Source organism: Pseudanabaena sp. UWO310 (genome assembly GCF_006861605.1).
Lineage (GTDB): Bacteria > Cyanobacteriota > Cyanobacteriia > Pseudanabaenales > Pseudanabaenaceae > Pseudanabaena.
Window position 1 is genome coordinate 18899 of the sequence record NZ_SELU01000005.1, and the last position, 25666, is coordinate 44564.

The 25666-nt window shown below is 43.5% G+C and carries 22 protein-coding genes and 2 pseudogenes; 12 read left to right on the top strand and 12 right to left on the bottom strand.

The window, feature by feature from the left end; genetic code table 11:
- Nucleotides 1–92: 92 nt before the first annotated feature.
- Nucleotides 93–989, bottom strand: coding sequence for a branched-chain amino acid ABC transporter permease (locus PseudUWO310_RS02970; RefSeq protein ID WP_009629620.1), 897 nt, complete (start codon nucleotides 987–989; stop codon nucleotides 93–95).
- Between the two features lie 305 nt (nucleotides 990–1294).
- On the opposite strand from PseudUWO310_RS02970, the gene PseudUWO310_RS02975 reads away from it, so the two are divergent.
- The 3 genes from PseudUWO310_RS02975 (at nucleotide 1295) to menD (ending at nucleotide 6156) form a co-directional block, all read left to right on the top strand.
- On the top strand, nucleotides 1295–3319 hold the full coding sequence (locus PseudUWO310_RS02975; RefSeq protein WP_142598879.1) for a serine/threonine-protein kinase: 2025 nt from the start codon (nucleotides 1295–1297) through the stop codon (nucleotides 3317–3319).
- Nucleotides 3320–3742: 423 nt separating this feature from the next.
- A complete protein-coding gene (locus PseudUWO310_RS02980; protein WP_142598881.1) occupies nucleotides 3743–4357 on the top strand; it encodes a nucleoside triphosphate pyrophosphatase in 615 nt (204 codons plus the stop codon).
- Nucleotides 4354–6156, top strand: a complete 1803-nt coding sequence (gene menD / locus PseudUWO310_RS02985; protein ID WP_142598883.1) for a 2-succinyl-5-enolpyruvyl-6-hydroxy-3-cyclohexene-1-carboxylic-acid synthase — start codon at nucleotides 4354–4356, stop codon at nucleotides 6154–6156. The genes PseudUWO310_RS02980 and menD overlap by 4 nt, the downstream gene beginning before the upstream one ends.
- A 160-nt stretch (nucleotides 6157–6316) precedes the next feature.
- On the opposite strand, the gene thiO is transcribed toward menD, so the two are convergent.
- Both thiO and PseudUWO310_RS02995 read right to left on the bottom strand, forming a co-directional pair.
- On the bottom strand, nucleotides 6317–7348 hold the full coding sequence (thiO, locus tag PseudUWO310_RS02990) for a glycine oxidase ThiO (RefSeq protein ID WP_142598885.1): 1032 nt from the start codon (nucleotides 7346–7348) through the stop codon (nucleotides 6317–6319).
- Nucleotides 7349–7820: 472 nt separating this feature from the next.
- Nucleotides 7821–8474 carry a class I SAM-dependent methyltransferase gene (locus PseudUWO310_RS02995; protein WP_142598887.1) on the bottom strand — a complete coding sequence of 218 codons (654 nt, stop codon included), beginning with the start codon at nucleotides 8472–8474 and terminating at the stop codon, nucleotides 7821–7823.
- Nucleotides 8475–8669: 195 nt separating this feature from the next.
- Between PseudUWO310_RS02995 and PseudUWO310_RS03000 the strand changes: the two genes are divergently transcribed.
- Nucleotides 8670–9719 (top strand): chlorophyll a/b binding light-harvesting protein, encoded by a 1050-nt coding sequence (locus tag PseudUWO310_RS03000; protein WP_142598889.1) that lies wholly within the window; start codon nucleotides 8670–8672, stop codon nucleotides 9717–9719.
- Between the two features lie 578 nt (nucleotides 9720–10297).
- Nucleotides 10298–10804, top strand: coding sequence for a flavodoxin FldA (fldA, locus tag PseudUWO310_RS03005; RefSeq protein WP_142598891.1), 507 nt, complete (start codon nucleotides 10298–10300; stop codon nucleotides 10802–10804).
- Between the two features lie 398 nt (nucleotides 10805–11202).
- Here fldA and PseudUWO310_RS03010 read toward each other — a convergent pair whose 3' ends face one another.
- Both PseudUWO310_RS03010 and PseudUWO310_RS03015 read right to left on the bottom strand, forming a co-directional pair.
- A complete protein-coding gene (locus PseudUWO310_RS03010; RefSeq protein WP_142598893.1) occupies nucleotides 11203–12945 on the bottom strand; it encodes a putative bifunctional diguanylate cyclase/phosphodiesterase in 1743 nt (580 codons plus the stop codon).
- 239 nt (nucleotides 12946–13184) lie between these two features.
- Complete coding sequence (locus tag PseudUWO310_RS03015; RefSeq protein WP_142598895.1) at nucleotides 13185–15782, bottom strand: response regulator; 2598 nt, start codon at nucleotides 15780–15782, stop codon at nucleotides 13185–13187.
- 377 nt (nucleotides 15783–16159) lie between these two features.
- Here PseudUWO310_RS03015 and crtR point away from each other — a divergent pair, with 377 nt between their 5' ends.
- Nucleotides 16160–17041, top strand: a complete 882-nt coding sequence (gene crtR / locus PseudUWO310_RS03020) for a beta-carotene hydroxylase (RefSeq protein WP_142598897.1) — start codon at nucleotides 16160–16162, stop codon at nucleotides 17039–17041.
- 148 nt (nucleotides 17042–17189) lie between these two features.
- On the opposite strand, the gene PseudUWO310_RS03025 is transcribed toward crtR, so the two are convergent.
- Nucleotides 17190–17498: a DUF760 domain-containing protein gene (locus PseudUWO310_RS03025; RefSeq protein WP_055074606.1), complete on the bottom strand. Its 309-nt coding sequence runs from the start codon at nucleotides 17496–17498 to the stop codon at nucleotides 17190–17192.
- Between the two features lie 338 nt (nucleotides 17499–17836).
- Nucleotides 17837–18205 carry a single-stranded DNA-binding protein gene (locus tag PseudUWO310_RS03030; protein ID WP_055074603.1) on the bottom strand — a complete coding sequence of 123 codons (369 nt, stop codon included), beginning with the start codon at nucleotides 18203–18205 and terminating at the stop codon, nucleotides 17837–17839.
- Between the two features lie 309 nt (nucleotides 18206–18514).
- Between PseudUWO310_RS03030 and clpB the strand changes: the two genes are divergently transcribed.
- Entirely contained in the window at nucleotides 18515–21133 is a 2619-nt protein-coding gene (gene clpB / locus PseudUWO310_RS03035) for an ATP-dependent chaperone ClpB (protein ID WP_142598899.1), read from the top strand.
- A 92-nt stretch (nucleotides 21134–21225) separates the two neighbouring features.
- Here clpB and PseudUWO310_RS03040 read toward each other — a convergent pair.
- The 5 genes and pseudogenes from PseudUWO310_RS03040 to PseudUWO310_RS03060 all read right to left on the bottom strand — a co-directional run.
- Nucleotides 21226–21572, bottom strand: a pseudogene (locus PseudUWO310_RS03040) (PDDEXK nuclease domain-containing protein); the annotation flags it as partial.
- Nucleotides 21569–22291, bottom strand: a complete 723-nt coding sequence (locus tag PseudUWO310_RS03045; RefSeq protein ID WP_223805507.1) for a DUF1016 N-terminal domain-containing protein — start codon at nucleotides 22289–22291, stop codon at nucleotides 21569–21571. The gene PseudUWO310_RS03045 and the pseudogene PseudUWO310_RS03040, both read right to left, overlap by 4 nt.
- 19 nt (nucleotides 22292–22310) lie before the next feature.
- Complete coding sequence (locus PseudUWO310_RS03050; RefSeq protein WP_072143688.1) at nucleotides 22311–22733, bottom strand: PIN domain-containing protein; 423 nt, start codon at nucleotides 22731–22733, stop codon at nucleotides 22311–22313.
- Nucleotides 22734–22735: 2 nt separating this feature from the next.
- Nucleotides 22736–22996 (bottom strand): prevent-host-death family protein, encoded by a 261-nt coding sequence (locus PseudUWO310_RS03055; RefSeq protein WP_142598901.1) that lies wholly within the window; start codon nucleotides 22994–22996, stop codon nucleotides 22736–22738.
- A 132-nt stretch (nucleotides 22997–23128) separates the two neighbouring features.
- The gene (locus PseudUWO310_RS03060) at nucleotides 23129–23689 is read right to left on the bottom strand and encodes a tetratricopeptide repeat protein (RefSeq protein WP_142598903.1); all 561 of its coding nucleotides are present in this window, start codon (nucleotides 23687–23689) and stop codon (nucleotides 23129–23131) included.
- A 42-nt stretch (nucleotides 23690–23731) separates the two neighbouring features.
- On the opposite strand from PseudUWO310_RS03060, the pseudogene PseudUWO310_RS03065 reads away from it, so the two are divergent.
- From PseudUWO310_RS03065 to PseudUWO310_RS03080, 5 genes and pseudogenes are all read left to right on the top strand, one after another.
- Nucleotides 23732–24217 (top strand): annotated as a pseudogene (locus PseudUWO310_RS03065) (IS1 family transposase); the annotation flags it as partial.
- Nucleotides 24218–24331: 114 nt separating this feature from the next.
- Nucleotides 24332–24523: a hypothetical protein gene (locus PseudUWO310_RS03070; RefSeq protein ID WP_142598905.1), complete on the top strand. Its 192-nt coding sequence runs from the start codon at nucleotides 24332–24334 to the stop codon at nucleotides 24521–24523.
- Nucleotides 24524–24682, top strand: a complete 159-nt coding sequence (locus PseudUWO310_RS22710) for a hypothetical protein (protein WP_190315887.1) — start codon at nucleotides 24524–24526, stop codon at nucleotides 24680–24682.
- Between the two features lie 48 nt (nucleotides 24683–24730).
- Nucleotides 24731–25033: an antitoxin gene (locus tag PseudUWO310_RS03075; RefSeq protein WP_142598907.1), complete on the top strand. Its 303-nt coding sequence runs from the start codon at nucleotides 24731–24733 to the stop codon at nucleotides 25031–25033.
- Nucleotides 25034–25125: 92 nt separating this feature from the next.
- The gene (locus tag PseudUWO310_RS03080; protein WP_055076945.1) at nucleotides 25126–25317 is read left to right on the top strand and encodes a hypothetical protein; all 192 of its coding nucleotides are present in this window, start codon (nucleotides 25126–25128) and stop codon (nucleotides 25315–25317) included.
- The last annotated feature ends 349 nt before the right edge of the window (nucleotides 25318–25666 follow it).

A 25666-nucleotide genomic window follows, 5' to 3' on the forward strand; every position in this document is an offset into this window, starting at 1 on the left:
AATTGGTATTAGTTGTAGCTGTGTGAATTTGTCAAAATCCCAGAAAAATAAGTTGCGGTGCGAAGCACCGCAACTTATTTTTCTGGGATTTTTTATCGATTTAAAGTTAATTCTTTTTTGCTACCTAAAATCCCTTGGGGTCGCCATACCATGAGCAAGATTAAAGTAATCCCGATCAGCATTAGCTGAATTGCTTCAAATCTTCCGCCATCGGCACGAATTTGCTCTGGGAGAAATCGGGGCAGGGCATTATAAGCCTGAAATATGATCGCACCGATAATTACTCCCAGATTATTGCCCGCGCCGCCAATGGTGATAATTGTCCATGCTTGGAAGGTAATCAGCGGGACAAAATTATCGGGATAGACCGTCGTTAATTGCCAAGCATAAAAGGCTCCAGCCATCCCCCCGATCGCTCCACCGATCGCGAAGGCTTGTAGTTTGTACCAAAACACATTTTTCCCCAGAGCCTTGACCACTTCTTCGTCTTCCCGAATTGCTTTGAGTACTCTGCCCCAAGGCGATCGCACTAGCCACTCTAAACGCCAGTACACAACGACGACGATCACGAGTAATAATGCCGCAAGAACAAAGGAATAGTTTTGGCGCGATACGAGATTAACTAGAGGAAGTGGAAAGTCTTGTACTCCCCTCGTCCCTTTGGTCAGCCATTCTTCGTTATTGGCGATGAGTCGCACCAGTTCCGATACGCCGATCGTCACGATCCCTAGGTAGTCTTCACGGAGTTTGAGAGCCGTGCTACCGATCGCGATCCCCAGTAAACCAGCGATCGCCGCCGCAATGAGAAAAGCCCATACCCAAGGTACGCCACTCAGGCTCAACAACACAGTTGTATAGGCTCCAACGGTCATAAAGGCAACATGACCAAAGTTGACTAAACCTGCAAAGCCCCATTGGAGATTTAGCCCCAGACTAAACAGAGCAAAGATGGCTGCATTAATAAAGAGGGTGGTGATGTATTCGAGCATGAATTGTTAATTTAGTTTAAGGGCGCATTGCGGGAGAGATTTTTGCATGAATTATATAGCAACAATCCCAAAGATGAGTGGCGGCGCAAAGCGCCGCCACTCATCTTTGGGCTTGTTGCTAACTTCTCTTCGGGATACAACCAGCAAATTATTGGGCAACATTAGTCAGGATCAGTTAGCCTTTATTACTTCTGCTGGGGAATTTCATGTTTGAGCGATCGTGAGCATTATGGCTGGGGGCATATTTGCAAGTTTTTATTTGATTAGCTATATAGTAAATCCAGACTGGTACATGCGAAAACACCATGCCTTTATGCATTAATCCCGCTTGCCCCATCCCCAATCATCCTGACAATGATAAATCCCTCAATTGTCAGGGATGTGGTTCTGAATTGCTGATTGATGGTTGTTATACGGTCACTAAGCTCTTGAGCGATACTGGGGGGTTTGGGGTGGTATATGAAGTAGTTAATCCCGCAGGTCATGCCAAAATCCTGAAGGTTCTCAAACAGGATTTGAACGCAGATAGTAAAGCTGTCTCTTTGTTTCAGCAGGAAGCTTATGTATTAGGGCAGATCGAACATGCGGGAATACCCAAAATCGAGAACTATATCCATCACGATCTTGCCAATGGAACAATGGTACATGGCATTATTATGCAAAAAATTGAGGGGGTGAATCTCGAACAATGGATCAATCAAAGGGATAGAAAACCGATCGCTCAAAAACGGGCGATCGTCTGGCTACGCCAACTAATGGATATTCTGTCCCTAGTACATCGCAACAAATATCTCCATCGCGATATCAAGCCCGCCAATATTATGTTGTCTCCGTCGGGGCAACTGGTTTTGATCGATTTTGGGACTGCCCGCGAAGCGACCCATACCTATCTCGCCAAAATTGGTGGCGTGCAAGGCGTAACGAGCATTTGCTCGGTAGGCTACACCTCCCCTGAGCAGGAAAAGGGTTTTGCCGTACCACAGTCGGATTTTTATGCCCTCGGCTGTACAATGATCCATCTCGTGACGGGGAAATATCCCCTTGATACTTACAATCCCCATCGCGATGTGTTTGAGTGGCGAGGCTTTGCTCCTGATATTTCCGAAGAGTTTGCCGATCTGCTCGATGCCCTCATTGCGAGAAAGCCCAGCGATCGCCCCATTAATTGCGAATCGATTCTTAAAATTATCAAGGAAATCGAACAACTTGATCGGCTTGCCCCCAATGACAAGAATAAATCGAAACGAAAATTAATTAAAAAAGCGCTTAAAGAATCGACTCGTAAGCCAACTTCTCCCATCCTATTAGCTGCCTCTGTATTGATCGCTTCCATCGTGGGACTGAGCATCGGCACGGTAATTAAGGTTTCGGCGATCGGTAATTTTGAAGAGATCAGCATCCAGCTACCATCGTTTCAGCAAAAACGTTTAACCCCAATCAAGTTTTTGCAAGGACATACTGATACGGTGCAAAGTGTAGCGGTGAGTCCAGATGGCAAGACGATCGCCAGTGCCAGTGATGATGGAACTGTGAAACTTTGGGAATTGGAAGGGGATAATACTAGCCCTATCAAGGAAATTAAGGATCGGGGTGGATGGGTACGTGCGGTAGTCTTTGTCTCGGATTCCCAAATTATCACTGCTGGGCAAGATAAAAATATCAAAATTATTGATATCGCTTCAGGGAAAATTCTCAAAACCCTAAGCGGACATACCAACCTGATTAATAGTTTGGCGATCGCTCCTGCGAGTGACCTGCTAGCAAGTGGTAGCTATGACAATGAAATCAATCTTTGGCAAATCTCAACGGGGAAGCTCTGGCGATCGCTAAAGGGACATACGGATAAAATTTGGGGGTTAGCGATTTCGACGGATGGAAAATTTGTCATCAGTGCCAGTCGCGACAAGACTTTAATAATCTGGGATGTGAAAACGGGTGAGGCTTTACACACCTTGAAGGGGGCTTTGGCGGGGGTAACCTGTGTCTTGATTACCCCTAATGGGAAACAAGTAATTAGTGGGGGCGGGGATAGAGTTATTCGGGTTTGGGATATGGCTTCAGGTAAGCAGCTATATACCCTTAATGGACATGAAGATGCGATCGGTGCGATCGCCATTACTAGCGATGGCAAATATCTCTTGAGCGGTGGCAAGGATAACCCTAACTCCATTCGCTTATGGAATCTGCAAACAAAATCTCAAATTTGGAACTTTATCGGTCATACCGATCTAGTTACATCCCTAGTAATTACTCCAGACAATCTGAAATTAATTAGCAGTAGTCAAGACAAAAATATCGATATTTGGCAAATGCCAAAGCTAAGCGAATAAGTATAGCTATCGCCAAATGTACTAGGACATAAACCCCAAGAATTGACTGGCGGCGCGAAGCGCCGCCAGTCAATTCTTGGGGTTTGATTTGTCCTAATTCAAGTGACTGTAGCTATAATACCAATTCACGAAAGTGTGACAACACTTTCGTGAATTAAAAACCAAATCCAGTAAGGGTTCTCAAAGCCCAAAATGGCGTAGCCATTTTGGGAATTGGTATTAAAACGGGCTTTGAGAAAGGGTTTGCGTAGCAAACCCTTTCTCAAAGTCCCAAAGTAAAAGCCTTGCTTAGCAAGGCTTTTACTTTGGGGCTTTTAAAATTTGTCAGCTTAACCCGAACTGACGTTAAAAATACGCTAGGGTAGAGGGGAGAGCAGTTATTACCAATTACGAACTTCTGTCTTGTTTACCCTGTTAGCTCCTATGTCCCATCCTATTTTTGTCCTCGCTTCCGCATCTCCTACTCGCAAGAGCATTTTAGAAAATGCAGGTATCAAACCAATTATCCGAGTTAGTCACTTTGACGAAGATGCGATTCAGGTGAGCGATCCGATGTCCTTGGTGCTGACCCTAGCACAGTGCAAGGCAAAGGCGATCGCCGCCGAATTTACGGGACAGAATGCGCTAATTATGGGTTGTGACTCGATCATGTATCTTAACGGCATAATTTACGGTAAACCTGACTCCAAAGAAATCGCGATCGCCACATGGCAAAAGATGCGGGGTAACTATTGCGAACTCTATACGGGACATTGTTTGATTGATGCCAAGACTCAACGTTCGGCGATGCGCTATGGCGTGACTAAAGTATATTTTGCGGATGCTACGGATGCAGAAATTGTGAGCTATGCCGAATCTGGCGAACCCCTGTGCTGTGCAGGATGCTTCACGATGGAAAAGATGGGGGGCTTACTTATTGAAAAGATCGAAGGCTGTCATACCAATGTGTTGGGACTGAGCTTGCCAATTTTACGCCAACTTTTAGGGGAACTGGGTTATAGCATTCGGTTTAGTACTAATGGAACTGCGATCCAATGAATAGCGCCAATCGCAATACAGTCTGGGCAAGCATCGTTGCCGAAGAACTCTATCGGTCGGGAGTGCGGACAGTATGTATTTCTCCAGGATCGCGATCTACGCCACTGGTAATCGCTTTCGCCGAAATGCGCGATCGCTTCCCCGACTTGCAGCTTTTGGTACATATTGACGAGCGATCGAGTAGCTTCTTTGCCCTAGGTTTAGCCAAGGTGCAAAGGGCTCCTGTCGCCCTTCTTTGTACTTCGGGAACAGCCGCCGCTAACTATTATCCTGCCATTATTGAGGCTTACTATAGCCGCATTCCCCTCGTCGTCTTAACTGCCGATCGCCCTCCTGAAATGCGTGATTGTGGTTCGGGACAAACGATCGATCAGATTAATATTTACGGGAAATATGTGCGTTACTTCTTTGAAGTAGGCACGCCTGAGATTCTGGGGTTGCGACTGCGTTACCTGCGATCGCTCGTTAGTCGGAGTGTGAGCATGGCGCTCGGTAAAGGTGACGAGCCCGCAGGGGCGGTACATCTTAACTTTCCCTTTCCCGATCCGATGCCACCGATTCCCGTTCCTGAGGATATACCCGACGATCTAGAACTTAGCAGTCCCGAAGCGATATTTGGGAATCCATCGGGCGGAGCCTATAGTCAAGTGATGACAGGAATGCGTTCGTTGGGTATGGATGCGATCGCCACCATTGCCAATCAAATTATCAGCCATCCTCATGGGGTGCTTGTTGTGGGCGTATACGACTCACCACCAGAGTTTTTAGAGGTTGTACGCCGTCTGGCAAGAGCGACGGGCTATCCCTTACTGATTGAAGCCACAGGAGCAAGTCGTCATAATGAGATCGGACATTACGATAGCTTTTTGCGATCGGCAAACTTCTGTAACACCCATGTTCCGCAAATGGTGATTCGCTTTGGCGCAATGCCTACTTCTAAAAGCTATCTCGTCTGGTTACAGAAACATATTAACTGTCAACAAATCGTGGTCGGTAGCACCAATAGCGATCCCACCCATGGCATTACCCAATCGCTCAATGTCTATCCCGTCAACTTTTGCGAACAATTAGCCCATTACTTAGAGAACTATGCCCAGCCCATGTGGCAAGACAAACAATGGCGATTAGATTTTGAACTAGCCGAAAGTATCACTGAAGATGTAATTAGGAAATCTCTCGCCACGATTGACGAATTGTTCGATGGTAAGGTTTATGCGGAACTTGCCGAACTGCTTCCCACGCATACCTATATTTATGTGGCAAGTAGCACCCCCATCCGCGATCTGGATACATTTTTCCATAGCGATCGCCCCATTACGGTCTTAGCGAATCGCGGCGCTAATGGCATCGATGGAACTCTATCGAGTGCCCTCGGTGCGGCATGGGGATGCGATCACCCCATGGTGCTCCTTTGTGGCGATCTTGCCTTCTACCACGATCTCAATGGACTGCTCGCCGCCAAAAAATACCCTATTTCTCTCACAGTAATTCTCTTAAATAACGATGGTGGCGGTATTTTCGATCTATTGCCCATTTCTCAATTCGAGGATACCTTTGAGGAATTCTTCGGTACGAGTCATGCCCTCGATTTTGCGCCGATCGTCTCCGCCTATGATTGCGAACATATTCTCATTAAAGATTGGCAAGATTTTCGCAATTCCGTAACTAATTCTTTAAATAGCCAAGGAACGCAAGTTTTAGAGATAAAAAGCGATCGCAAACGGAATAAAGAACTCCATTTTGCTATTTGGGATCGGGTCATCGAAAGTTGCGATCGCCAATTTAGTCCACCTCACTAAGTAGCTAGGCATAATTAAAAAACAAAAGCTAAAGAGAGTACCGCCCGCTACGTGGGCGTTACTCTCTTTAGGTTTTAACGCTACTTAATACCAATTCACGAAAGTGTGATACCAAAGCTCAAAATGGCTACGCCATTTTGAGCTTTGGTATCACTTGGTATTATTGCAAATAGATAGAATCAGTGATGCCATCAATGATCAATTCGGCAATGAGTTTCGCTGTGATTGGTGCAAAAAGAATTCCATTCCGATAATGTCCCGTGGCTAAAATGAGATTCTCGTAATCGCTAGATCCTAAAATCGGAATTTCATTGGGAGCGTGAGGTCGAAATCCCCACCATGTTTCGGTGATTGGCATATTGGCGATCGCAGGATAAACCGCGATCGCTCGGTTTAATAACTGAGCAATACCTGCGGCATTGTTGCCCTGATCAAAACCCACATCTTCGACCGTTGCCCCAATTACGATCGTTCCATCTTGACGCGGCACGATATAGCAATTGGGTGCATAAATTACGCGTTGCAATTTGCGATCGCGATCAAACACTGAAAGCATCTGCCCCTTAATGGGCTTGATCGGTAAAGGCAATAGCGATCGCGTCCATGCCCCTGTGGCTAGCACATAGCGATCGCTTTGCAATTTACCCGCACTGGTATCGAGGTGCGTGACGCGATGGCTGTCGCGGACGATTTGATAAACCGTCGTGCCTTCAAGGATTTTAATCGAGAGCGATCGCGCCGCTCCTAATAAAGCTGTTGCAAGCTTACGATTATTGACCTGTCCATCTTCAGGCAACCAGAGCGCACCTAAAATCGATTCCCCTAAACCAGATTGACGCTGACGGGATTCTTCAAGACTGATATATTGGGGATGTTTGGCGATGGCTTGGCGATCGCTTTCCGAAAGAACTGGAGCAAGCATCCCACAACACCAATAACCGCAATCTTGTCCTGATAACCGCATCAAGTTCGCAATCCATTGGGGATACATATCACGACTACGGATCCCAAAACTTAAGAGATCTCCTTCTAATTTTTCTGCCTCAGGGGCAAGCATTCCCGCCGCCGCCCAAGTTGCTCCACGTCCGCAGAGTTCGCGCTCAACGATCGTAACATTTGCTCCCTTTTGCGAAAGGGCGATCGCTGTCGCCAGCCCAATAACACCACCACCAATCACTAAAACATCAGTCATTTCATTTTATCCTTCTATTTCACTAGAAATTGACATAAGTTTGACATTTATCTCTAAACCTATTTCATCCTTCAAATTTAGGACTTATACCAATTCACGAAAGTGTGACAACACTTTTGTGAATTAAACACCAAACCCAGTAAGGTTTTGAGATTCCCAAAATGGCAACGCCATTTTGGGAATTGGTATTACGCATTGGATAGATGTGGCGCGGGCTTCGCTCGCGCCACATCTATCCAATACCCAGTAAACTCGTTAGCATTGCGTAAGTCCTAAAATTCATGTTAAGCAAATCATTTAAGCAGCTAGGCATAATTAAAAACCAAAACCAGAGAGCATACCGCCCGCGCAGCGGGCGGTATGCTCTTTTGGGTTTTAAGTTTACTTATGCCTAGCTACTTACTTATCATGAATCTCACTCTCTATTCCATTCTTCTACTTAGCTATAATCCCTTCTCAACTACAAAATTATTTACTCGGAAGCGCGAGTGGCGATTACGGCATAAAAGGGATCGCTGCTAGCCATACCCAGCATTGCTAAGAAAGGAGAGCTAGGTGGAACGTTTGCCACCAACTCTGGGCGAGTAAAACCTTGAGGAACTGAAGCAAAATATTTGAAGACTAACTTTGTGCGATCGCTTTCTTCTCCATCCCGCCATGCTTGAATTGCTTTTTGATAAAACATCCGATTCGAGAAGCTAATAATCGCAATGCCACCGACTTTTAGAATCCGATGAATTTCTGCAAATACGCGCTCTGGATATTGTAAATACTGCACGGAGACTGTGTTTAACACGGCATCAAAAGAGCGATCGGCAAAGGGTAATAACTGCTGTTGATTGAGATTTTGGACAAAATAGTGATCTAAACGCGGGTTGCGAGCCAATTCCGCTGCATTTAGTCCATGCCCTTCTACATGCTCAAACTCCATTTCTGCGGGGAGATGTGACACCCAACTACTCATCAAGTCAAGAATACGCGTATTTACCTGTAGTTTTTGACGGTAGAGATCGGTGAGTTGTTGAATAAAGCGATCGTCTACATGTGTAACAAAACGAGGATGGTCATAGAACAGCGCATCATCGGAGTTATCAAGTTTTGTACGTTGTTCTGAAGCAAGTTGCATAGATAGTTCAAAGGGAAGATACCAATTCCATCATACTCAAAATTTATGATTAAGTTTTGTTAAGATTTTAATGAAACTAATTCTCAATAAAAAATTCTCTTGTAGGATTAGCAAAGAAAAATTATTGCAAGTAATTCCTATTAGCTGTAATAACAAAATCCTATTCTTGATGACTTATTGTCGATCTAATTAACTATGCAAATCACTGAAAATACCGCGAAAAAGACTGCTATTCGCTATGAATGGTGGGCGGGGAATGCCCGTTTTGCTGACTTGTCAGGACTCTTTATTGTTGCCCATGTTGCTCAAGCAGCCCTAGTCACTTTCTGGGCAGGAGCGTTTACTTTGTATGAAATTTCATGGTATAGACCCGATCTACCCATGGGCAATCAAGGGCTAATTTTGCTACCCCATCTTGCCTCTTTAGGTATTGGTGTTGGGGAAGGAGGCGTAATTATTGATACTTATTCCTATTTTGTGATTGGCGCGTTGCACCTAATCTCGTCCGCAGTTTTAGCGGCTGGCGCATTGTTTCACCTGACCAAGACTCCTGCTAGTCTCAAGGGACTCAATGGCTTTGCGAAAAACTTCCACTTTGAATGGAATGACTCGCGCAAATTAGGGATTATTTTGGGACATCATTTACTGTTCTTAGGGGCGGGAGCCTTATTACTGGCTGCCAAGGCTATGTATTTCGGTGGGCTCTATGATGCTACTATTCATGCTGTGAGAGTGGTGACGGAACCAACCCTCAATCCATTGACCATTTATGGTTATCAAACCCATTTTGCTAATGTCAATAGCCTCGAAGATCTTGTGGGCGGACATATTTATGTAGGAATTATGCTTTTAGCTGGCGGAGTATGGCATATCATTGTGCCACCCCTAGCTTGGGCGAAGAAAGTTCTCATCTTCTCTAGTGAAGCTATTCTTTCCTATTCCTTGGGAGGCATTGCACTGGCGGGGTTTGTGGCTTCCTATTTCTGTGCTGTCAATACTCTCGCCTATCCAGTGGAGTTCTATGGTGAAGCTTTGCAAGTGAAGTTAAGCGTAATGCCTTTCTATGCGGATACGGTGAATTTGCCATTGGGCGCACATACCCCTAGATGCTGGCTAGCTAATGCTCACTTTATTTTAGCGTTTTTCTTCTTGCAAGGACATTTATACCATGCGCTCAAAGCTTCTGGTTTTGATTTCAGTCTCATTAGTCGGGCTCTTAACATGACCACTACATCCGCAGAATAGCTTTCAGCTTATCGATCTTGGTTCTTAAATCTCAAGCAATCTTCTAATACCAATTCACTGAAGTGTTGGCTCACTTCAGTGAATTAAAAAACAAACCCAGTAAGGTTTTGAGATTTCCAAAATGGCAACGCCATTTTTACAGTTGGTCTAACTGAGTAGATCTAAAGTCCTGTGCCTTCGGCACAGCGCAAGACACAGGATTTTATTTTCTTTCATTTTATTTGTTAATTCTTCTCAAATTCTAAGAGAACAAAAATATGGCGATGTTTCTGGGGAGCCTATTAGCGATCGCTTCACTCACTTATCTGGTCAACTTTTGGGTGCTGATGGGGCTGATTCAACGATAACCAATGGAGCAACGCGAATAACCATGACGCGAGCTTTAAATCAACTGCGGCTTGAAGAATTGATTAGCTGGCGCAATCATTATCAATCATTATTTAACCTTGCCTAAAGTGTGACCACACTTTTGCGAATTGAAAACTAAACCTAGCAAGGGTTTTTAATTCAAGAAATGGCGTAGCCATTTCTTGAATTGGGATAAAAAAATATTTCAAAAATTAATTAGGAGAAACAGAATGACTATCGGTCTATTTTACGGAACTCAGACGGGGAATACAGAAAGTGCCGCAGCAGAAATTCAAAGAATATTTGGTGCGGGATTGGTTGATCTGCATGATGTTGCGAAGGCGGATATTAGCGATTTTGCAGGTTATGATTGCCTAATCATTGGCTGTCCAACTTGGAATATTGGTGAGTTGCAATCAGATTGGGAAGGACTTTTCCCTGAATTGGATGATGTAGATTTTTCGGGCAAGAAAGTTGCTTATTTCGGTTGTGGCGATCAGGTTGGCTATGCAGATAATTTCTTAGATGCGATCGGTATCCTAGAAGCAAAAATTACGGAACGGGGTGGTAAAACTGTTGGCTATTGGTCTACGGATGGATATGACTTCGATGAGTCTAGGGCTGTACAAGGCAATAAATTTGTCGGCTTGGCACTTGATGATACCAACCAAGCGGATTTGACCGAACAAAGGTTGAGAAAATGGGTAGCACTATTGAGAGTTGAGTTTGGTGTTTAGGGAAGCTTAATACTCGCACAACGAGGGGCTTATTCACTGGTTAATAAGTATAGCTGTCGCCAAATGTACTAGGACATAAAACCCAAGAATTAATTGGCGGCGCGAAGCGCCGCCAATTAATTCTTGGGTTTTGATTTGTCCTGCAATTAATTCTTGGGTTTTGATTTGTCCTACAATTAATTCTTGGGTTTTGATTTGTCCTACAATTAATTCTTGGGTTTTGATTTGTCCTACAATTAATTCTTGGGTTTTGATTTGTCCTACAATTAATTCTTGGGTTTTGATTTGTCCTAATTCAAGTGACTGTAGCTATAGATGGGCATAATTAAAATCTAGATTAAAAAACTGTGGCGATCGCGCAGCGATCGCCACAGTTTTTTGGTTTTAAGCTTATTTGACTAATTATCAATAGATTGCGCTGCAATTAGTTCCGTTGCCGCATTTGCAGACATCGGACGGGAAAAGATAAAACCCTGTCCATAGTCACAGTCAAGCGAAGATAAAATCTCAATATGTAGGGCTGTTTCTAGCCCCTCAGCTATCACCTTTAAGCCTAAACGCTTGGCTAAACCAATAATCGTGGCGGTGATTTCTAGATTAGTTTGATTAGTTTCAATATTCTGTATAAAAGAGCGATCGATTTTTAAGGCGGTTAAGGGTAACGATTGCAGATAGGATAGTGAGGAGTAACCCGTTCCAAAGTCATCAATCGATAACCCAATCTTCCGTTCGCGTAAATTTCGGAGAATATCGATCGCATCTCTGATATTTTCCATTAAAACTGTTTCGGTAATTTCTAAAACTAAATTCTCTCCACTCAAGCCCGCGTCCATCAGATTTTTATCAATATTTTGCAGCAATGTGGGGCTCACTAACTGTAATCCCGAAAGATTAACACTAATATAATCAGGGCAGATATCAGCAAATTCTTTTTGCCATCGCCCCATCTGCTGACAGGCTTCCAGTAATACCCAATTACCAAGTAAGACAATCAGTCCCGTCTCTTCCGCTAGAGGAATGAATTTTAAGGGAGATATCCACCCTTGGGTTGGATGCTGCCATCTTACCAAAGCTTCAAAGCCCACGATCTTGACTGAATTTAAGGCAAAAATAGGTTGGTAATGGACTTGCAATTGCTCGGATTTAATCGCTTCTTGCAAGTTCACCTCTAGATTTAGGCGCTGTATAGCTGTCTGCTGCATACTTGGATGAAAAAAGACTGTTCTTGTCCCAGAGCCGTATCGGGCATAATTATTAGCTGTATCTGCGGCTTGGAGTAGATCTTCAGCCTTCTCATAGACAATATCGCTTAAGGCCACGCCTATATGGATTAGTGAGGATATGCTAATCTCCTCTAGTTCTATGGGATATTCAAACAATTGATGGAGTTCTTTGATATAAATTTCTACAACTTCTAGACTTTCTAGGGGTTGGAAAAAAATAGCAAATTCGTTATTTTCTAGGCGAGCTAATATTTTTGAAGGAGCATTCCATTGTTCTAAGCGACGCGCAACTTCAACTAATAAGCGATCGCTCACAGCGTGACCAAATCCCGATTTAATAATTGCATATCGCTCAATATCAATAATCAAAAGGGCAAAGTCTTTTTGATGAGATTTTTGGAAGTCAAGACCTTGCGTAACCTGTTTGATCAGCCCGTTACGGTTGGGGATTCCTGTCAATTGATCGTAAAAGCTTAAATTATGCAACCGCTCCTGCGCTTCTTGCAGATTTTGTTGTTGCTGCTGCAAATGATGAACGAAGGTCAGCGTTTTATTAATGGTTACCTCCATATCTTCAAAATTAATGGGCTTAGTCAAAAAATCAAAAGCACCGAGATTCATCGCTGTCCGAATGTTTTTCATGTCCCCATAGGCGGAAACCACTACAGCCTTGAGAGGGCGATCGATCTCGGCTAGCTTAGAAAGTAGAGTTAACCCATCCATTTCTGGCATTCTGATATCTGTTAGAACCATATCAATGGCGCTGTTTTGTAATATCTGAAGCGCTTCTACCCCATTTTGAGCAAATTGAAAATTAAGTTCACCCGCTTGGATTCTTTTTCTAAAACGCTGCTGCATGAGACGTTGGATTTCCACCTCATCATCAACTACAAGAACCAAATTTAATTTATTTTTCATGGCTCGATTAATATTAGTTTCGACAGCCCCCATTAACTATAGCGGTTTTCACCTTAGCACAGGCTGATATAAAAATTAAAGCCAATCCCATTAGCTCTCATTTTGCTATGACCAAGTTCCCGTCGCACTTTAATCTGAAATAAAAGCTAAACTCCTGTTGGGAACATTAATTTAAGCAGATTTCTAGCAAATTTTAGCTTGTTGTCTTTGGGAATTTGCTGGAAATTTTAGGTGATCAATTATTGAGGTAAGGTGATCGTAACCTCAGTAAATTCACCTAAATTACTAACGATATCTAAGGAGCCTTGATGTTGCTTAACTATAATGTCATGGGTAAGAGAAAGCCCTAGTCCTGTCCCTGCCCCAGGGGGTTTAGTTGTGAAAAAAGGATCGAGGACTTTAGATAGGATTTCTGGTGCGATACCATATCCATTATCATGTATACGAATTTCTACGCGATCGCTAACCATTCTTGTCGAAACTGTGAGGGTCGGTTTATATTCTGAGTCAATTCGCAAATTATTTCTAGTTAATTCCAAAAGTTTTAAACGAATTGCATCACAGGCATTATCAACTAAATTAATGAAAGCTCGGATGAGATTGGTAGGAATTACCTCCACAATATCGACATCGGGACTGTAGTTAGTATTGAGCGTTACTAAAAAGTCGTCATCGCTGGTAAATTTACTATGAAATGACAAATTGATGGCTTCCTTCAGTAATTCATTGATTTGGGTGAATTGGGTACAGTGATTGTCAATATCAGTGCGAGTATGTTGCATCATACTGGTAATGATCTCCGCAGCGCGTTGGCTATGACGACAGATCGTGCTAGCGTTTTCCTGCAAATCATCAATCAAAGCTTTTATAACTTGAGATGTAGGGTCATCAGATTGCAGCGTCGGTTGCAGCGTGTCGAGAAGATCCTGCGCTAGTTCGATAGAACCTTCAGCGTAATTTTTGACAAAATTGAGAGGGTTGCGTAATTCATGGGCAACACCAGCCGTCAGCGTACCAAGGGAAGCTAGTTTTTCTTGAGCGATGATGCGCTCTTGAGCCGATTTTAGGGCGACGGTTCGCTCCTCTACGCGATTTTCTAAGGTTTGTGAATATTCTGCCAATTGTTGGTTCGCCTGTTTCAATTCACTATTTACCCATGATAGATTTTGTAAAAGTGTTTCTCTTTCGAGATCTGATCGTTTCCGATCGGTGATATCCATCGCGACTCCAATGAGCCGAAAACCTTCGCCATCTTCGGTCTCAACGACTTTTCCACTTACCGCAATCCAACGAATTTCCCTATTAAGATAATTGATGCGATATTCGATTTTGTATGGAGAATGGGTGGTAAAGCTATGGTGCAGGGTCTCAAATACCCGCTCTTGATCCTCAATATAAACTAACTTCAGAAAAGCTTCCCGATCGCCAGGAAATTGGCCAGGAGCAAAGCCAAAAATTTCCTCTGTGCGCTCAGACCAGTAACCCTCGTCCAAGTTTGATTCCCAAGTTCCCATTTCCGCTGCTTCTAGGGCCACTTGCAACCTTAAACTCTCAGATTTCAGTTTTTGTTCTACAATTTTGCGATCGCTAATATCTCTCACCATCAGTAAGACATATTCCTGACTAATAGGTGTAATCCGCACTTCTTCATAATATTGGCGACCATTCTTGATAAATTGTTGCTCGTAGACCTGTAACCTATTGGTAGCGATCGCCTCTTCAATGGCATTTAGTTTATTTTGTTGCAGTTCAAGGGGTAAGTCCTGATAAAGGGGGTGAGCGCTGGGTTCAGTATCTGATTGATCCGCAGAAAACATCGGCATATAGGTTCCATCGCGCCTTACGCGCAGCAATAGATCGGGGATAGCGGAAATCAAGGCGCGATTATGTTCCTCACTGGCTTGGAGGTTTTCTGTCCGCTGCTTTACTTTGGTTTCTAGGGATTGGTTGAGTTCCTGTAGGGCGATTTCGGTACAGACGCGATCGGTAATAATTTCCCCAAATATAATAATTCCGCCAATGGAGTCGGTTTCATCGTACCAAGGACGAACTTCCCAGCGCAGCCATTCTTGAGTTCCATCGGGGCGAACATAAAGATCCTTTTCATTCCTCGTCACAATGCCCTCTAGCCCCGCTTGATAGGCATCTCGCCAATGCCGAGAGATGTTTGGAAAAACATCATAGTGAGAGCGGTTAATGGGCAAAGATTCCAATTGATAATCGCTTAACCATCGCTTACTAGCGACTAAGTAGCGCATCTGTCGGTCTAACATCGCCACGCCCACTGGCGTATGTTCTACAAAAAAGAGCAGTTGTTGTTCGTTACGACGGAGTTGCTGCGTACGCCTTTGGACTTTTTGTTCTAAAGTGTAAGAATATTCGGCAAGTTGTTGGTTTGCCTTTTCCAGCTCGATCGTGCGTTGGTATACTTGCTGCTCTAAGTTTTTTGTTAAGCGTCGTAGTTGTAAATGATTTTTGATACGCGCCAATACCTCAGCTTCCTGAAAAGGTTTGGTAATATAGTCTACAGCTCCTAATTCCAGCCCTCTCGTCTTGCTTTCCGTATCGGATAGCCCCGTCATAAAAATTATGGGGATTTCCTTGCAACTTTCCATGGATTTCAATTTCTGGCAAGTTGCAAATCCGTCCATCGTTGGCATTTCTACATCTAGCAAGATCAGATCGGGGGATTGTCGTTGCAGGAGTTTAAACATGCGCTCGGCACTAAGCGCGATCGCGACTTCAAATTTGGCATTAATCAGGGCATCAGAAATAACTTCTAAATTAACGGGTGTATCATCAACAATCAGAATTAATTCGGGATTAGAGGCGTACATAGATCCAAGATTGAGGCGATCGGTAAATATATTCTAGGCAATTGTTAAGAAATATGTTTTTTAGCCATTCTCAAGGCTCCTAAATACGCCAACCCTATCTATGAGATCTATAAGTAAAATTTCTGAGTAAAGTCGCTCCGCACCAATTATTCACGGGGATTGGGAGAAAGCATCAAAAATTTTATTATTGCCTCAAAATCAAAGTTGCAATCTCGCTCTATTATCGGTAGCATAGAGGATAATAAAAAATGTAATAAAACGCAACAATCAAAAATATTTGATTCATGTAACTTGTAAGCCAATAGCTCTCAGTTCATGGCGCACAGCCGCTTGTTGAAAATAGTTAAAGATAGGAAATTTGAGAAAGGAGTGACACAATGCAGCAGCAGGGCAGAGCCCTAACTGTTCCAATCGGTCTGATGGGCGCAGCACAGGGATTTAATCCAACAATACTACTGCTATTAGGTTCAATTGTTTTAGCAACTGCATCAACGACAGGGTATTGGGTATGGGGCTGGGCACACTGGCTAGTATTTCTTTGTAATTTTTCGGCGCTCTATGTATTGGGAACCGTCATCCACGATGCCTGTCATAATGTCGCTCACCCCAATCGTATTGTGAATGCGGCGATCGGACATATTGCCGCTATCCTACAAGGATTTGTATTTCCCGTATTTACTCGCGTCCATATGCAGCACCATGCCCATGTAAATGATGAAGAGGATGATCCAGATCATTTTGTTTCGACGGGTGGACCTTTGTGGTTGATTGCCGCGCGATTTTTCTATCATGAAGTTTTCTTTTTCCAGCGTCGTCTGTGGCGTAATTACGAATTATTGGAATGGGCGATCAGCCGATCGATCGTGGTAGCAACGATTTTTGTTGGCTATCACTATGGATTTCTGGGCTATATGATGAACTTCTGGTTTGTTCCTGCCGCAGTGATGGGGCTTTTGCTCGGATTGTTTTTTGATTACCTCCCCCATCGTCCTTTTGTAGAGCGATCGCGTTGGAAAAATGCTCGCGTTTATCCCAGTAAGTTTCTCAATATCTTACTTTTAGGTCAGAATTATCATTTGGTTCACCATTTATGGCCAAATGTACCTTGGTACTATTATGAGAGGGCTTACTATCAAATGAAGCCATTGCTTGATGCCAATGGTTCACCGCAGACCCTAGGGATTTTCAAGATGCCCGATCTAGCTGGCTTTTTATACGATGTGTTCTTGGGGATCCGTTTTCACTCGAAGCATAAGTAACGTGAGTTCTGGATAATTTGAAACGGGATTTGATAAAGGGTTTGCTACGCAAACCCTTTATCAAATCCCAAAAGTAAAAGCCTTGCATAGCAAGGCTTTTACTTTTGGGATTTTAAAATTTGCCAGCTTAACTCAAACTGGCGTTAGTTTATTCAGGACTCGACACAGAGGATAGGGAATGATCTAACTGCATTCTGGTTTCCATTTGACGAATGAAATAGCCAGTCATCATCGCTGAGCCAATCAGTCCTGCTAAGTTTTCACGGTCAGTGGTGATACTGACATTGAAATGGGGTGGGGGCAACATACCTAGCAAATTTTGAATATTTTGATTGATAATTTGCTGCGCTTCTGGTGTTACTGACTGAGCGACAGTGGCTAATGTCTCAGGTGATTGTTTCTTGAGGTAATCAAGTAAAAGATTGTTACTGGAGTTAAGTTCGCCAAGGTTAAACATAATTAATGCCTTTGAGCATATCGGTAAAAATATATTTAGATATTTTTACCGATATGCTCAAAGGCTTTTGAGTCGGAAAACCGTATTTAACCGAACTGCTAAATAACGCCATTTCGGGTTTGGCAGGCAAACTTTCCAAGCTAAAAATAAAAGCCTTGCGTAGCAAGGCTTTTATTTTTGGGTTTTGAGAGAGGGTTTGCGTAGCAAACCCTTTATCAAAGCTCGTTTCAAATTATCCCGAACTCACGTTATATAGCAGTAGCCAGTTATGTTAGGACAAAAACAAAACCCAGAAGATTGTTGCGGCGCTTCGCGCCGCAACAATCTTCTGGATCAGCCTAAAAATCATCGTCATAGCTGCCGCTGTTGCTGGCAGCTTCATTGTCTTTGCGCGAGCCTAACAACTCAAGGCGATCGATCAGGATTACCGATTTTTGGCGTTCTTCTCCCGTAGAGCGATCGTTCCAGCGATCGAACTTCAGGGAGCCAACAACGCCTACTAAACTACCTTTCTTGACATAGTTGGAAGCAATTTCGGCGGTTTTGCCCCAAGCTTCTAAGTCAAACCAATCGGGCGGTTCGTCGCGGTTGCTCGTAACTCGGTTGATGGCAACTGTAAATTTGCAAACTACCGAACCAGACTCGAAATATTTAACTTCGGGATCGCGCCCTGCCCGTCCCACGAGATGAACTTTATTTAGGGTCATAAGACAAGTATCGGGAAATCTTATTGGTGAGAGATATTTAATATTTTATCTGTTTTTCAGCGATCGCCAATACATAGTCCCTCCCCATTAAAATTAAAACCCCACAAGCAGTGGCGCACGCCACTGCTTGTGACGCTCTACTTATTTTGAGCTAAAAAGTGGCGCTAAAGGAGATTTGTACGGAAACACGCACCCTTTAGCAATGTAGAACCGATCCTGTTTAAAAGGGAGACACTCTAAAATATTCACAATAGATATTTATCGATCTCTAAAATCATCTCTAAACCCGACCACAGGAGGCAACTCGCGATGCAACCGACAAATCCTAATCAGTTTACCGAAAAAGCTTGGGCAGCGATCGCAAGGACACCCGATGTGGTGAAAGCGTCTCAGCAACAGCAAATTGAACCTGAACATTTGCTCAAAGCCTTACTAGATGAAGAGGGACTAGCGGCTAGTATTTTTAGTAAAGCGGGGCTAAACATTCAACGTTTACGCGATCGCACTGATGAGTTTATCAATCGACAGCCCAAGGTTTCTAGTTCTAACAGCAGTGTGTACCTAGGCAAAAACTTAGATGTGCTACTCGATCGCGCTGAAAAGGAACGCAAAAGTTTTGGGGATGATTTTATCTCTATTGAACATATCCTTTTACCCTATTGCCAAGATGAACGCTTTGGCAAACAGCTCTATCAAGAAATGGGATTGGATGAAACCAAGCTCCGCAATGTTATTCAGCAAGTCCGAGGCAATCAAAAAGTGACCGACCAAACTCCCGAAAATAAATATGAAGCATTGACCAAATATGGTCGCGATCTTACGGAATTAGCCCGTGAGGGTAAACTTGATCCCGTGATTGGTCGCGATGATGAAATTCGCCGCACGATCCAGATTTTGTCGCGCCGCACCAAAAACAATCCCGTTTTAATTGGTGAACCTGGAGTTGGCAAAACGGCGATCGCCGAAGGACTCGCCCAACGGATTTTGAGTGGTGATGTTCCTGAATCTCTCCAAGGTCGCAAGCTGATCGCCCTAGATATGGGTGGACTGATTGCGGGAGCGAAATATCGTGGCGAATTTGAAGAAAGACTGAAGGCGGTTCTGAAGGAAGTTACCGAATCAAGCGGTCAATTTATTCTCTTTATCGATGAGATTCATACCGTTGTGGGTGCAGGTGCGACTCAGGGGGCTATGGATGCTGGTAACTTGTTAAAACCGATGTTGGCAAGGGGGGAACTGCGTTGCATTGGTGCGACTACCCTCGATGAATATCGTAAATATATTGAGAAAGATGCCGCGCTCGAACGACGGTTTCAACAGGTCTATGTCGATCAGCCCAATGTCGAAGATACGATCTCGATCCTTCGCGGTCTGCGCGATCGCTACGAATCCCATCACAATGTCAAAATATCCGATACGGCTTTAGTGGCAGCCGCCACCCTTTCTAATCGCTACATTAGCGATCGCTTTTTGCCTGACAAAGCGATTGACCTCGTTGATGAAGCTGCTGCGAAATTAAAAATGGAAATCACTTCGCAACCCGAAGAGCTTGACGAAATCAATCGCAAAGTAATTCAACTGGAAATGGAATGTCTTTCATTAAAGAAGGAAAATGATCGCGAATCCCTCGATCGGCTCGAAAAGTTGAATAAAGAACTGGGTGGATTGAAAGAAGAACAAACTACTCTCAAAGCGCGATGGGAAGCGGAAAAGCAGGTGATTGACAACCTCGGCAAGATCAAGGAAGACATTGCCCATGTGAATGTGGAAATCCAACAAGCCGAACGTGATTACGATCTGAGCAAGGCGGCTGAATTGAAATATGGCAAACTTACCGACCTCCAACGTCAGTTGGAAATTGCCGAGGTCAATTTAGAGGAAGCGAAAAATTCTGGGCGATCGCTACTGCGTCAGGAAGTTACCGAAGAGGATATTGCCGAAATCATCTCCAAGTGGTCGGGTATCCCCGTGAGCAAGCTCGTAGAATCTGAGAAGGAAAAGCTTCTCCAACTAGAAAATGTGCTTCATGATCGCGTCATCGGTCAAGAAGAAGCAGTTACGGCGATCGCCGATGCTATTCAGCGATCGCGGGCGGGGCTGGCGGATCCCAATCGCCCGATCGCTAGTTTTATTTTCTTAGGACCAACGGGAGTTGGTAAAACTGAACTCGCCAAAGCTCTCGCCGCCTATCTCTTTGATACAGAAGAGTCGATGGTGCGGATCGATATGTCTGAGTATATGGAGAAACACAGCGTTTCTCGCTTGGTGGGCGCACCTCCTGGCTATGTCGGTTATGAGGAAGGTGGTCAATTGACCGAAGCTGTGCGTCGTCGCCCCTATGCTGTCATTCTCTTTGATGAAATTGAGAAAGCACATCCCGATGTCTTTAACATCATGCTGCAAATTCTTGATGATGGAAGGGTTACTGATTCCCAAGGTCGCACCGTAGACTTTAAGAACGCCATTATCATCATGACCAGTAATGTTGGCTCTCAGTATATTCTCGATATTGCTGGCGATGACTCCCGCCATGAAGAAATGCGCGAGCGGGTGATGGAATCAATGCGAGCGAGCTTCCGTCCTGAGTTCCTCAACCGCATTGATGAAATCGTGATCTTCCATGCGCTGCGTCGAGATGAATTGCGACGGATTGTCAAGCTACAGGTTCAGCGCTTAGAAAAACGTTTAAGCGATCGTCGCATGACTCTAAAAATTGCCGATGTTGCCTTGGATTTTCTTGCTGAAGTTGGCTACGATCCTGTCTATGGGGCGCGTCCACTCAAGCGGATCATTCAGCGTCAACTGGAAACGCAAATTGCGAAGGGTATTCTACGAGGCGAATTTACAGATGGAGATACAATTTTTGTCGATATCGAGAATGAACGGCTTGTCTTCAAGCGTCTTTCTGCAAATCTAGTCCCAATTTAAATATGACTAAGTAGTTCGGCATAATTAAAAACCAAAACCAGAGAGCATACCGCCCGCGTAGCGGGCGGTATGCCCTGCCTACCAATTGCCATTTAATCCTGTTCTGATGAAGGTAATCGCCGACGTGCCGAAGCGATCGCTTGTTGGAGTTTTGCTTGAAGTAGTTCTTTGGGTGGTAATACGGTGAGGTATTCGGCGACATGGATACCGCTTGGCTCTTGTATTCGTGGCGAAAGTTGCCGAGTTTGAGGTCGATCGCGACAAGACGTTTGAGTTTGCGGTTATAGAACAGCAGGTCAATATAAAAGTCATCATTATCGATTTGGATACGTTTTTGCCTTGCAATAAAGGTGAATCCTGCGCCAAGTTCTAGTAAAAATTTCTCGATGTCTCGCAAGATGGCATCTTCGAGGTCTTTTTCGAGGTAGCGATCGCTTAGGGACTTGCGAGAAAATAAGATACCAATCCAGATTTACCAGAATCGGTGGCGCGGCGGAGCCGCGCCACCGATTCTGGTTTTATATTTGGTACTTCATTAAATCGCAAGTCCCTTATATCTAAAAAGTCGAGGATGTAGGGATCTTTTAGCAGTAAATCGGGTGAAATTTGCTTGTTTTCGCGTAATTGTTCTAAATCATGGCGAATGGTTTCTTCTGGTTTGCGGGAGATGGCGGTGCGCTCGAATAGCATGGAGTTGATGCGTTCTTGTAGTTGGCGAACGCTCCAATTTTCGAGTTGCGTAATCTCAATATAGAAATTGCGCTTCAGTGGGTCATCTATGCCCATAATTAGTTTGAGATGTGACCAACTCAATTTTGCACACAGTGTATGCAGAATTTCTCGATCGGGAAAAACTTCGGCTATCAGGATGTAATAGCGCAGTTGCCTTTCGCTCCAGCCTTTACCGTAAGTTTGGGTAAGGTGTCGCGAAAGTTCTGTTATAACCTGTTTGCCATATTCGGCGCGTTGACGTTGGAGTATTTCGGTTTGAATGCGATCGCCAACTTGCCAATAGAGCATGGTAATTTCGGCATTGATGGCAACGGCGGCGCGTTGTTTGGCGGCATCAATAAGCTGACGAATTTCGCTAAAGAGTGTTTGCGCTGTCTCTTGGATATCTGGCTTAATCTGTGATGGGTTGCGATCAGATGTGCTCATAATTGGTGAGATATGTCTCTTAATTGCTACTTAGATAAATCTCTACATTTCGGGTATTCCATGTTGCGATGCCAATTCCAAAAAAGTCTTGATCTTCAGTCCAGATTGGGCAATCTAATGCTAGAGCTAGAGCAACTATAGTCCAGTCTTTCAGATCACGATCTTCTATCCTGCGTTTTGCATCATCCTCATAGTCACTATAAATTTCCTGAGCTAATGGTGTGACTATTTTTGCCAGTTGTGCGATCGCATTTAAGAATGGCTCTAGTGCAAGATTCCTTTTTTGTAATATTTTGGGCAAATGGTGATTCAATTCGTCATAGCAACTGACGGGGGTAACGAAACTACAGCTAGAACTATACTTCTCTAGTAAGTTGGGAACTCGTTCTCCTAATATTGCGCGAATGAGAATGTTGGTATCTAGGACAATTAACTTTCTCATCTTTAAGGTGTGTGTTTCCTAACGCTTTGAAAATCAGCAAATAGCTCCTCTTCACTGATACCTTGTGTTTGCAGTAATTGGGTGATTTTTTGCACTGCTTGTTGTAGAACGAGTAAGTCTTGTTTTTGGGGAGTAGGTTGTGTGGGGATGTAGTAGCCTATTGGTACGCCATGAGAGGTAACAGCTATTGGCTCAGATGTTTGCTTGGTGTATTTGTGTAAGTTCGCCCGAAATTCTTTAATTCCGACAGATTGGATTTCCATAGCCACAAATTGTTAAAGTGTACTCAAGTGTACACTTTAACATAAGTTATAAGTTATTGGCGATCGCCGAATGCGAGAGTAATTGTGTAATGCTGATAGTAAGTAATTAAGACCAAAAGGTAAAATATTTTGCTACTCATCAGTCAAAGATTCCTGTAACTGCTGTTGCAATATTTCACACTCTATCGCTAATGGAATGTCCAACTCCTTCGCTAAAAACAACGCTTGCTGACAGCAATCCATCGCTAGATTGAGTTTCTCAAGTTTTTGGTACAGGTCAGCTAAATTCTTGAATAGTAATGCTTCATTTTCTCTGTCGCCAATTTCATGAAAGATTGCCAATGCCGTTTGCATTTTTTCTATTGCGTCTGGATACTTCTCTAGTTTTATAAGTGCAGATGCTAAATTGCTTAGAGCAACACTTTCACCACGACGATCTTTAATTTCTCGTGTAATACTTAAGTGGGTTTGATAGAAACTAATTGACTGAGCGAAGTCTCCTAGAATGTAGTACATAATCCCATACTTACCCAGTGCCGTTCCTTCCCCTTTAGGATCTTTAATCTCCCGTGAAATTACTAGTTGGTGTTGATAACATTCAAAAGCTTTCTCAAATTGTCTTAACATAATATAGGCATTCCCTAAGTTACTGAAGATACTTGCTTCTGCTTGCCTATTTTTTAGGTTTTGCATGATATTTAAAGATTTCAGATGGGGGCAAAAATGAGTCAATACATTCGGTGGTTTACCGATGGAGAAAGGAGATATGCCCAACAACTATGGCAAATGGCAAGTGTGTACCTCAAATCCACCGCAGTAAGTCGTGAGTATGGACATCGGAAGGTATGGCGACATGGATTAGAAGTTGCTATCAAAATCAAAGGTTCACAGGGTAATCGTCGGGTCGAATGGCTCAAACCAGAACATCCCTATACGGCTATTAGTGACAAGAGTGACGTTCATGCTAATCACAATGAAGCAAACAACAGTGCCTTGAGAAGGAGATGTAGCGCTTATCGTCGTAGACAAAACTTGTATGCGAAGAATACGGATGGATTGCAACGAGCAGTTACCGTACAACGATTAGTTCACAACTGGGTGCGACCTCATGTGAGCTTAGGGAAGAACAAGACTCCTGCTATGGTGATCGGGCTATATCATCGACCGCTTTCCATGCTGGAGTTGCTTTCACTACGGGGCTTTCACTCCCTCACGATTTAACTGACCAGTGCCAATTATAACCTTACTTTTTCGTACTTTCTCGTAACGACAACAGCAGAGCCACTTGGCAGAATTAGAACATCAATTTAGTTGAGCCTAAGAGGCAATAAACCAATGACAAATCAAACATCAGCCAACACTAATCAAACCACCGCATCCATAACACCCATCGATACCGCAACGATCACAAAACATGGAGAATCTCCCACATCAATTCTTTTAGCGATCGCTATTCTAATTTCAATGTTGCTCAGTAGCCTCACTGGATTAGTGCGCGTCATCTTAATGAGTAAACCACCCAAGTAAATGTATTTTTGGCGATCGCTATTTGTAGAGATTATTGATGCGATCGCCTATCTCTACCTTGCTTACATTTTGACTTTTGAAGCGATTATTTTTGTCTATAAAGCTCTGTTAGCGATCGCGCTTGATGATGACAAAAGGCGATCGCCCCAAAACAAGTAAAGCTTATAATAATCACAACTCACAGCTAATTCATCAACACTTAAACCTATGCTCCAACTCCAAGAACAATACATTACCAACGCTCAAGGCGATTTAGAAGAACAAGAAATTTTAGAAGCATTTGAAAGCGATCGCCTCACTCGCACAGCAAACTGGCAGGAAGAGCTAGAGCAGCATAAACAAATCGCATCCGCAACCTTTGCTCAAAACAATACAATCAACATTCCTGTTTCTGAGAAAGACCTGCGATCACTCCAAAAACGTGCCTTAGCAGAAGGAATTCCCTATCAATTATTTGTCTCCAGCATTTTACATAAATTTATTGAAGGCAAATTAGTAGAAATTTCTTGATTGCACTTGATGATGACAAAAGGCGATCGCCCCTAAACGAGTAAAGCTTATAATAATGGCAACTCATAGATAATTCATCGACACTTAAACCTATGCTGCAACTCCAAGAACAATACATCACCAACGCTCAAGGCGATCGCATAGCCGTTATCCTCGAAATTACTGCATATCAAAAGTTACTCGAAGAAATGGATGAATTTCTTTGCTGGAAAGGCTATCAACAAGCAGTTGAAGAAACAGAAAAAGAATTTGCTAATGGTGATTTTGTAACCCTAGATCATTAATAACCACATCCCTGTTTGGACGATCATCTCACTCCAATAACAAGGAGCCGATACCCCAGAACTTTTACGCAACTTCCCTTCATTAACCATAGACGACTTGAGCAACGCCCGATTTTATTACACTACACATCAAGAAGAAATCAATCGCGCGATCGCTTCTCACCAATACGAACAAGAGGAAGTGATCGCCTAATTCGCATCCAAAAGCAAACCCAACCCAAGTCCAGTACACCAGTATTTGTCATTCGTGAATACTAAGGGTGTTTTGCGATCGCGATTGATGATGACAAAAGGCGATCTCTATTTGTAGAGATAATTAGGGCGATCGCCTTTACTGCTAGGTTTTGCT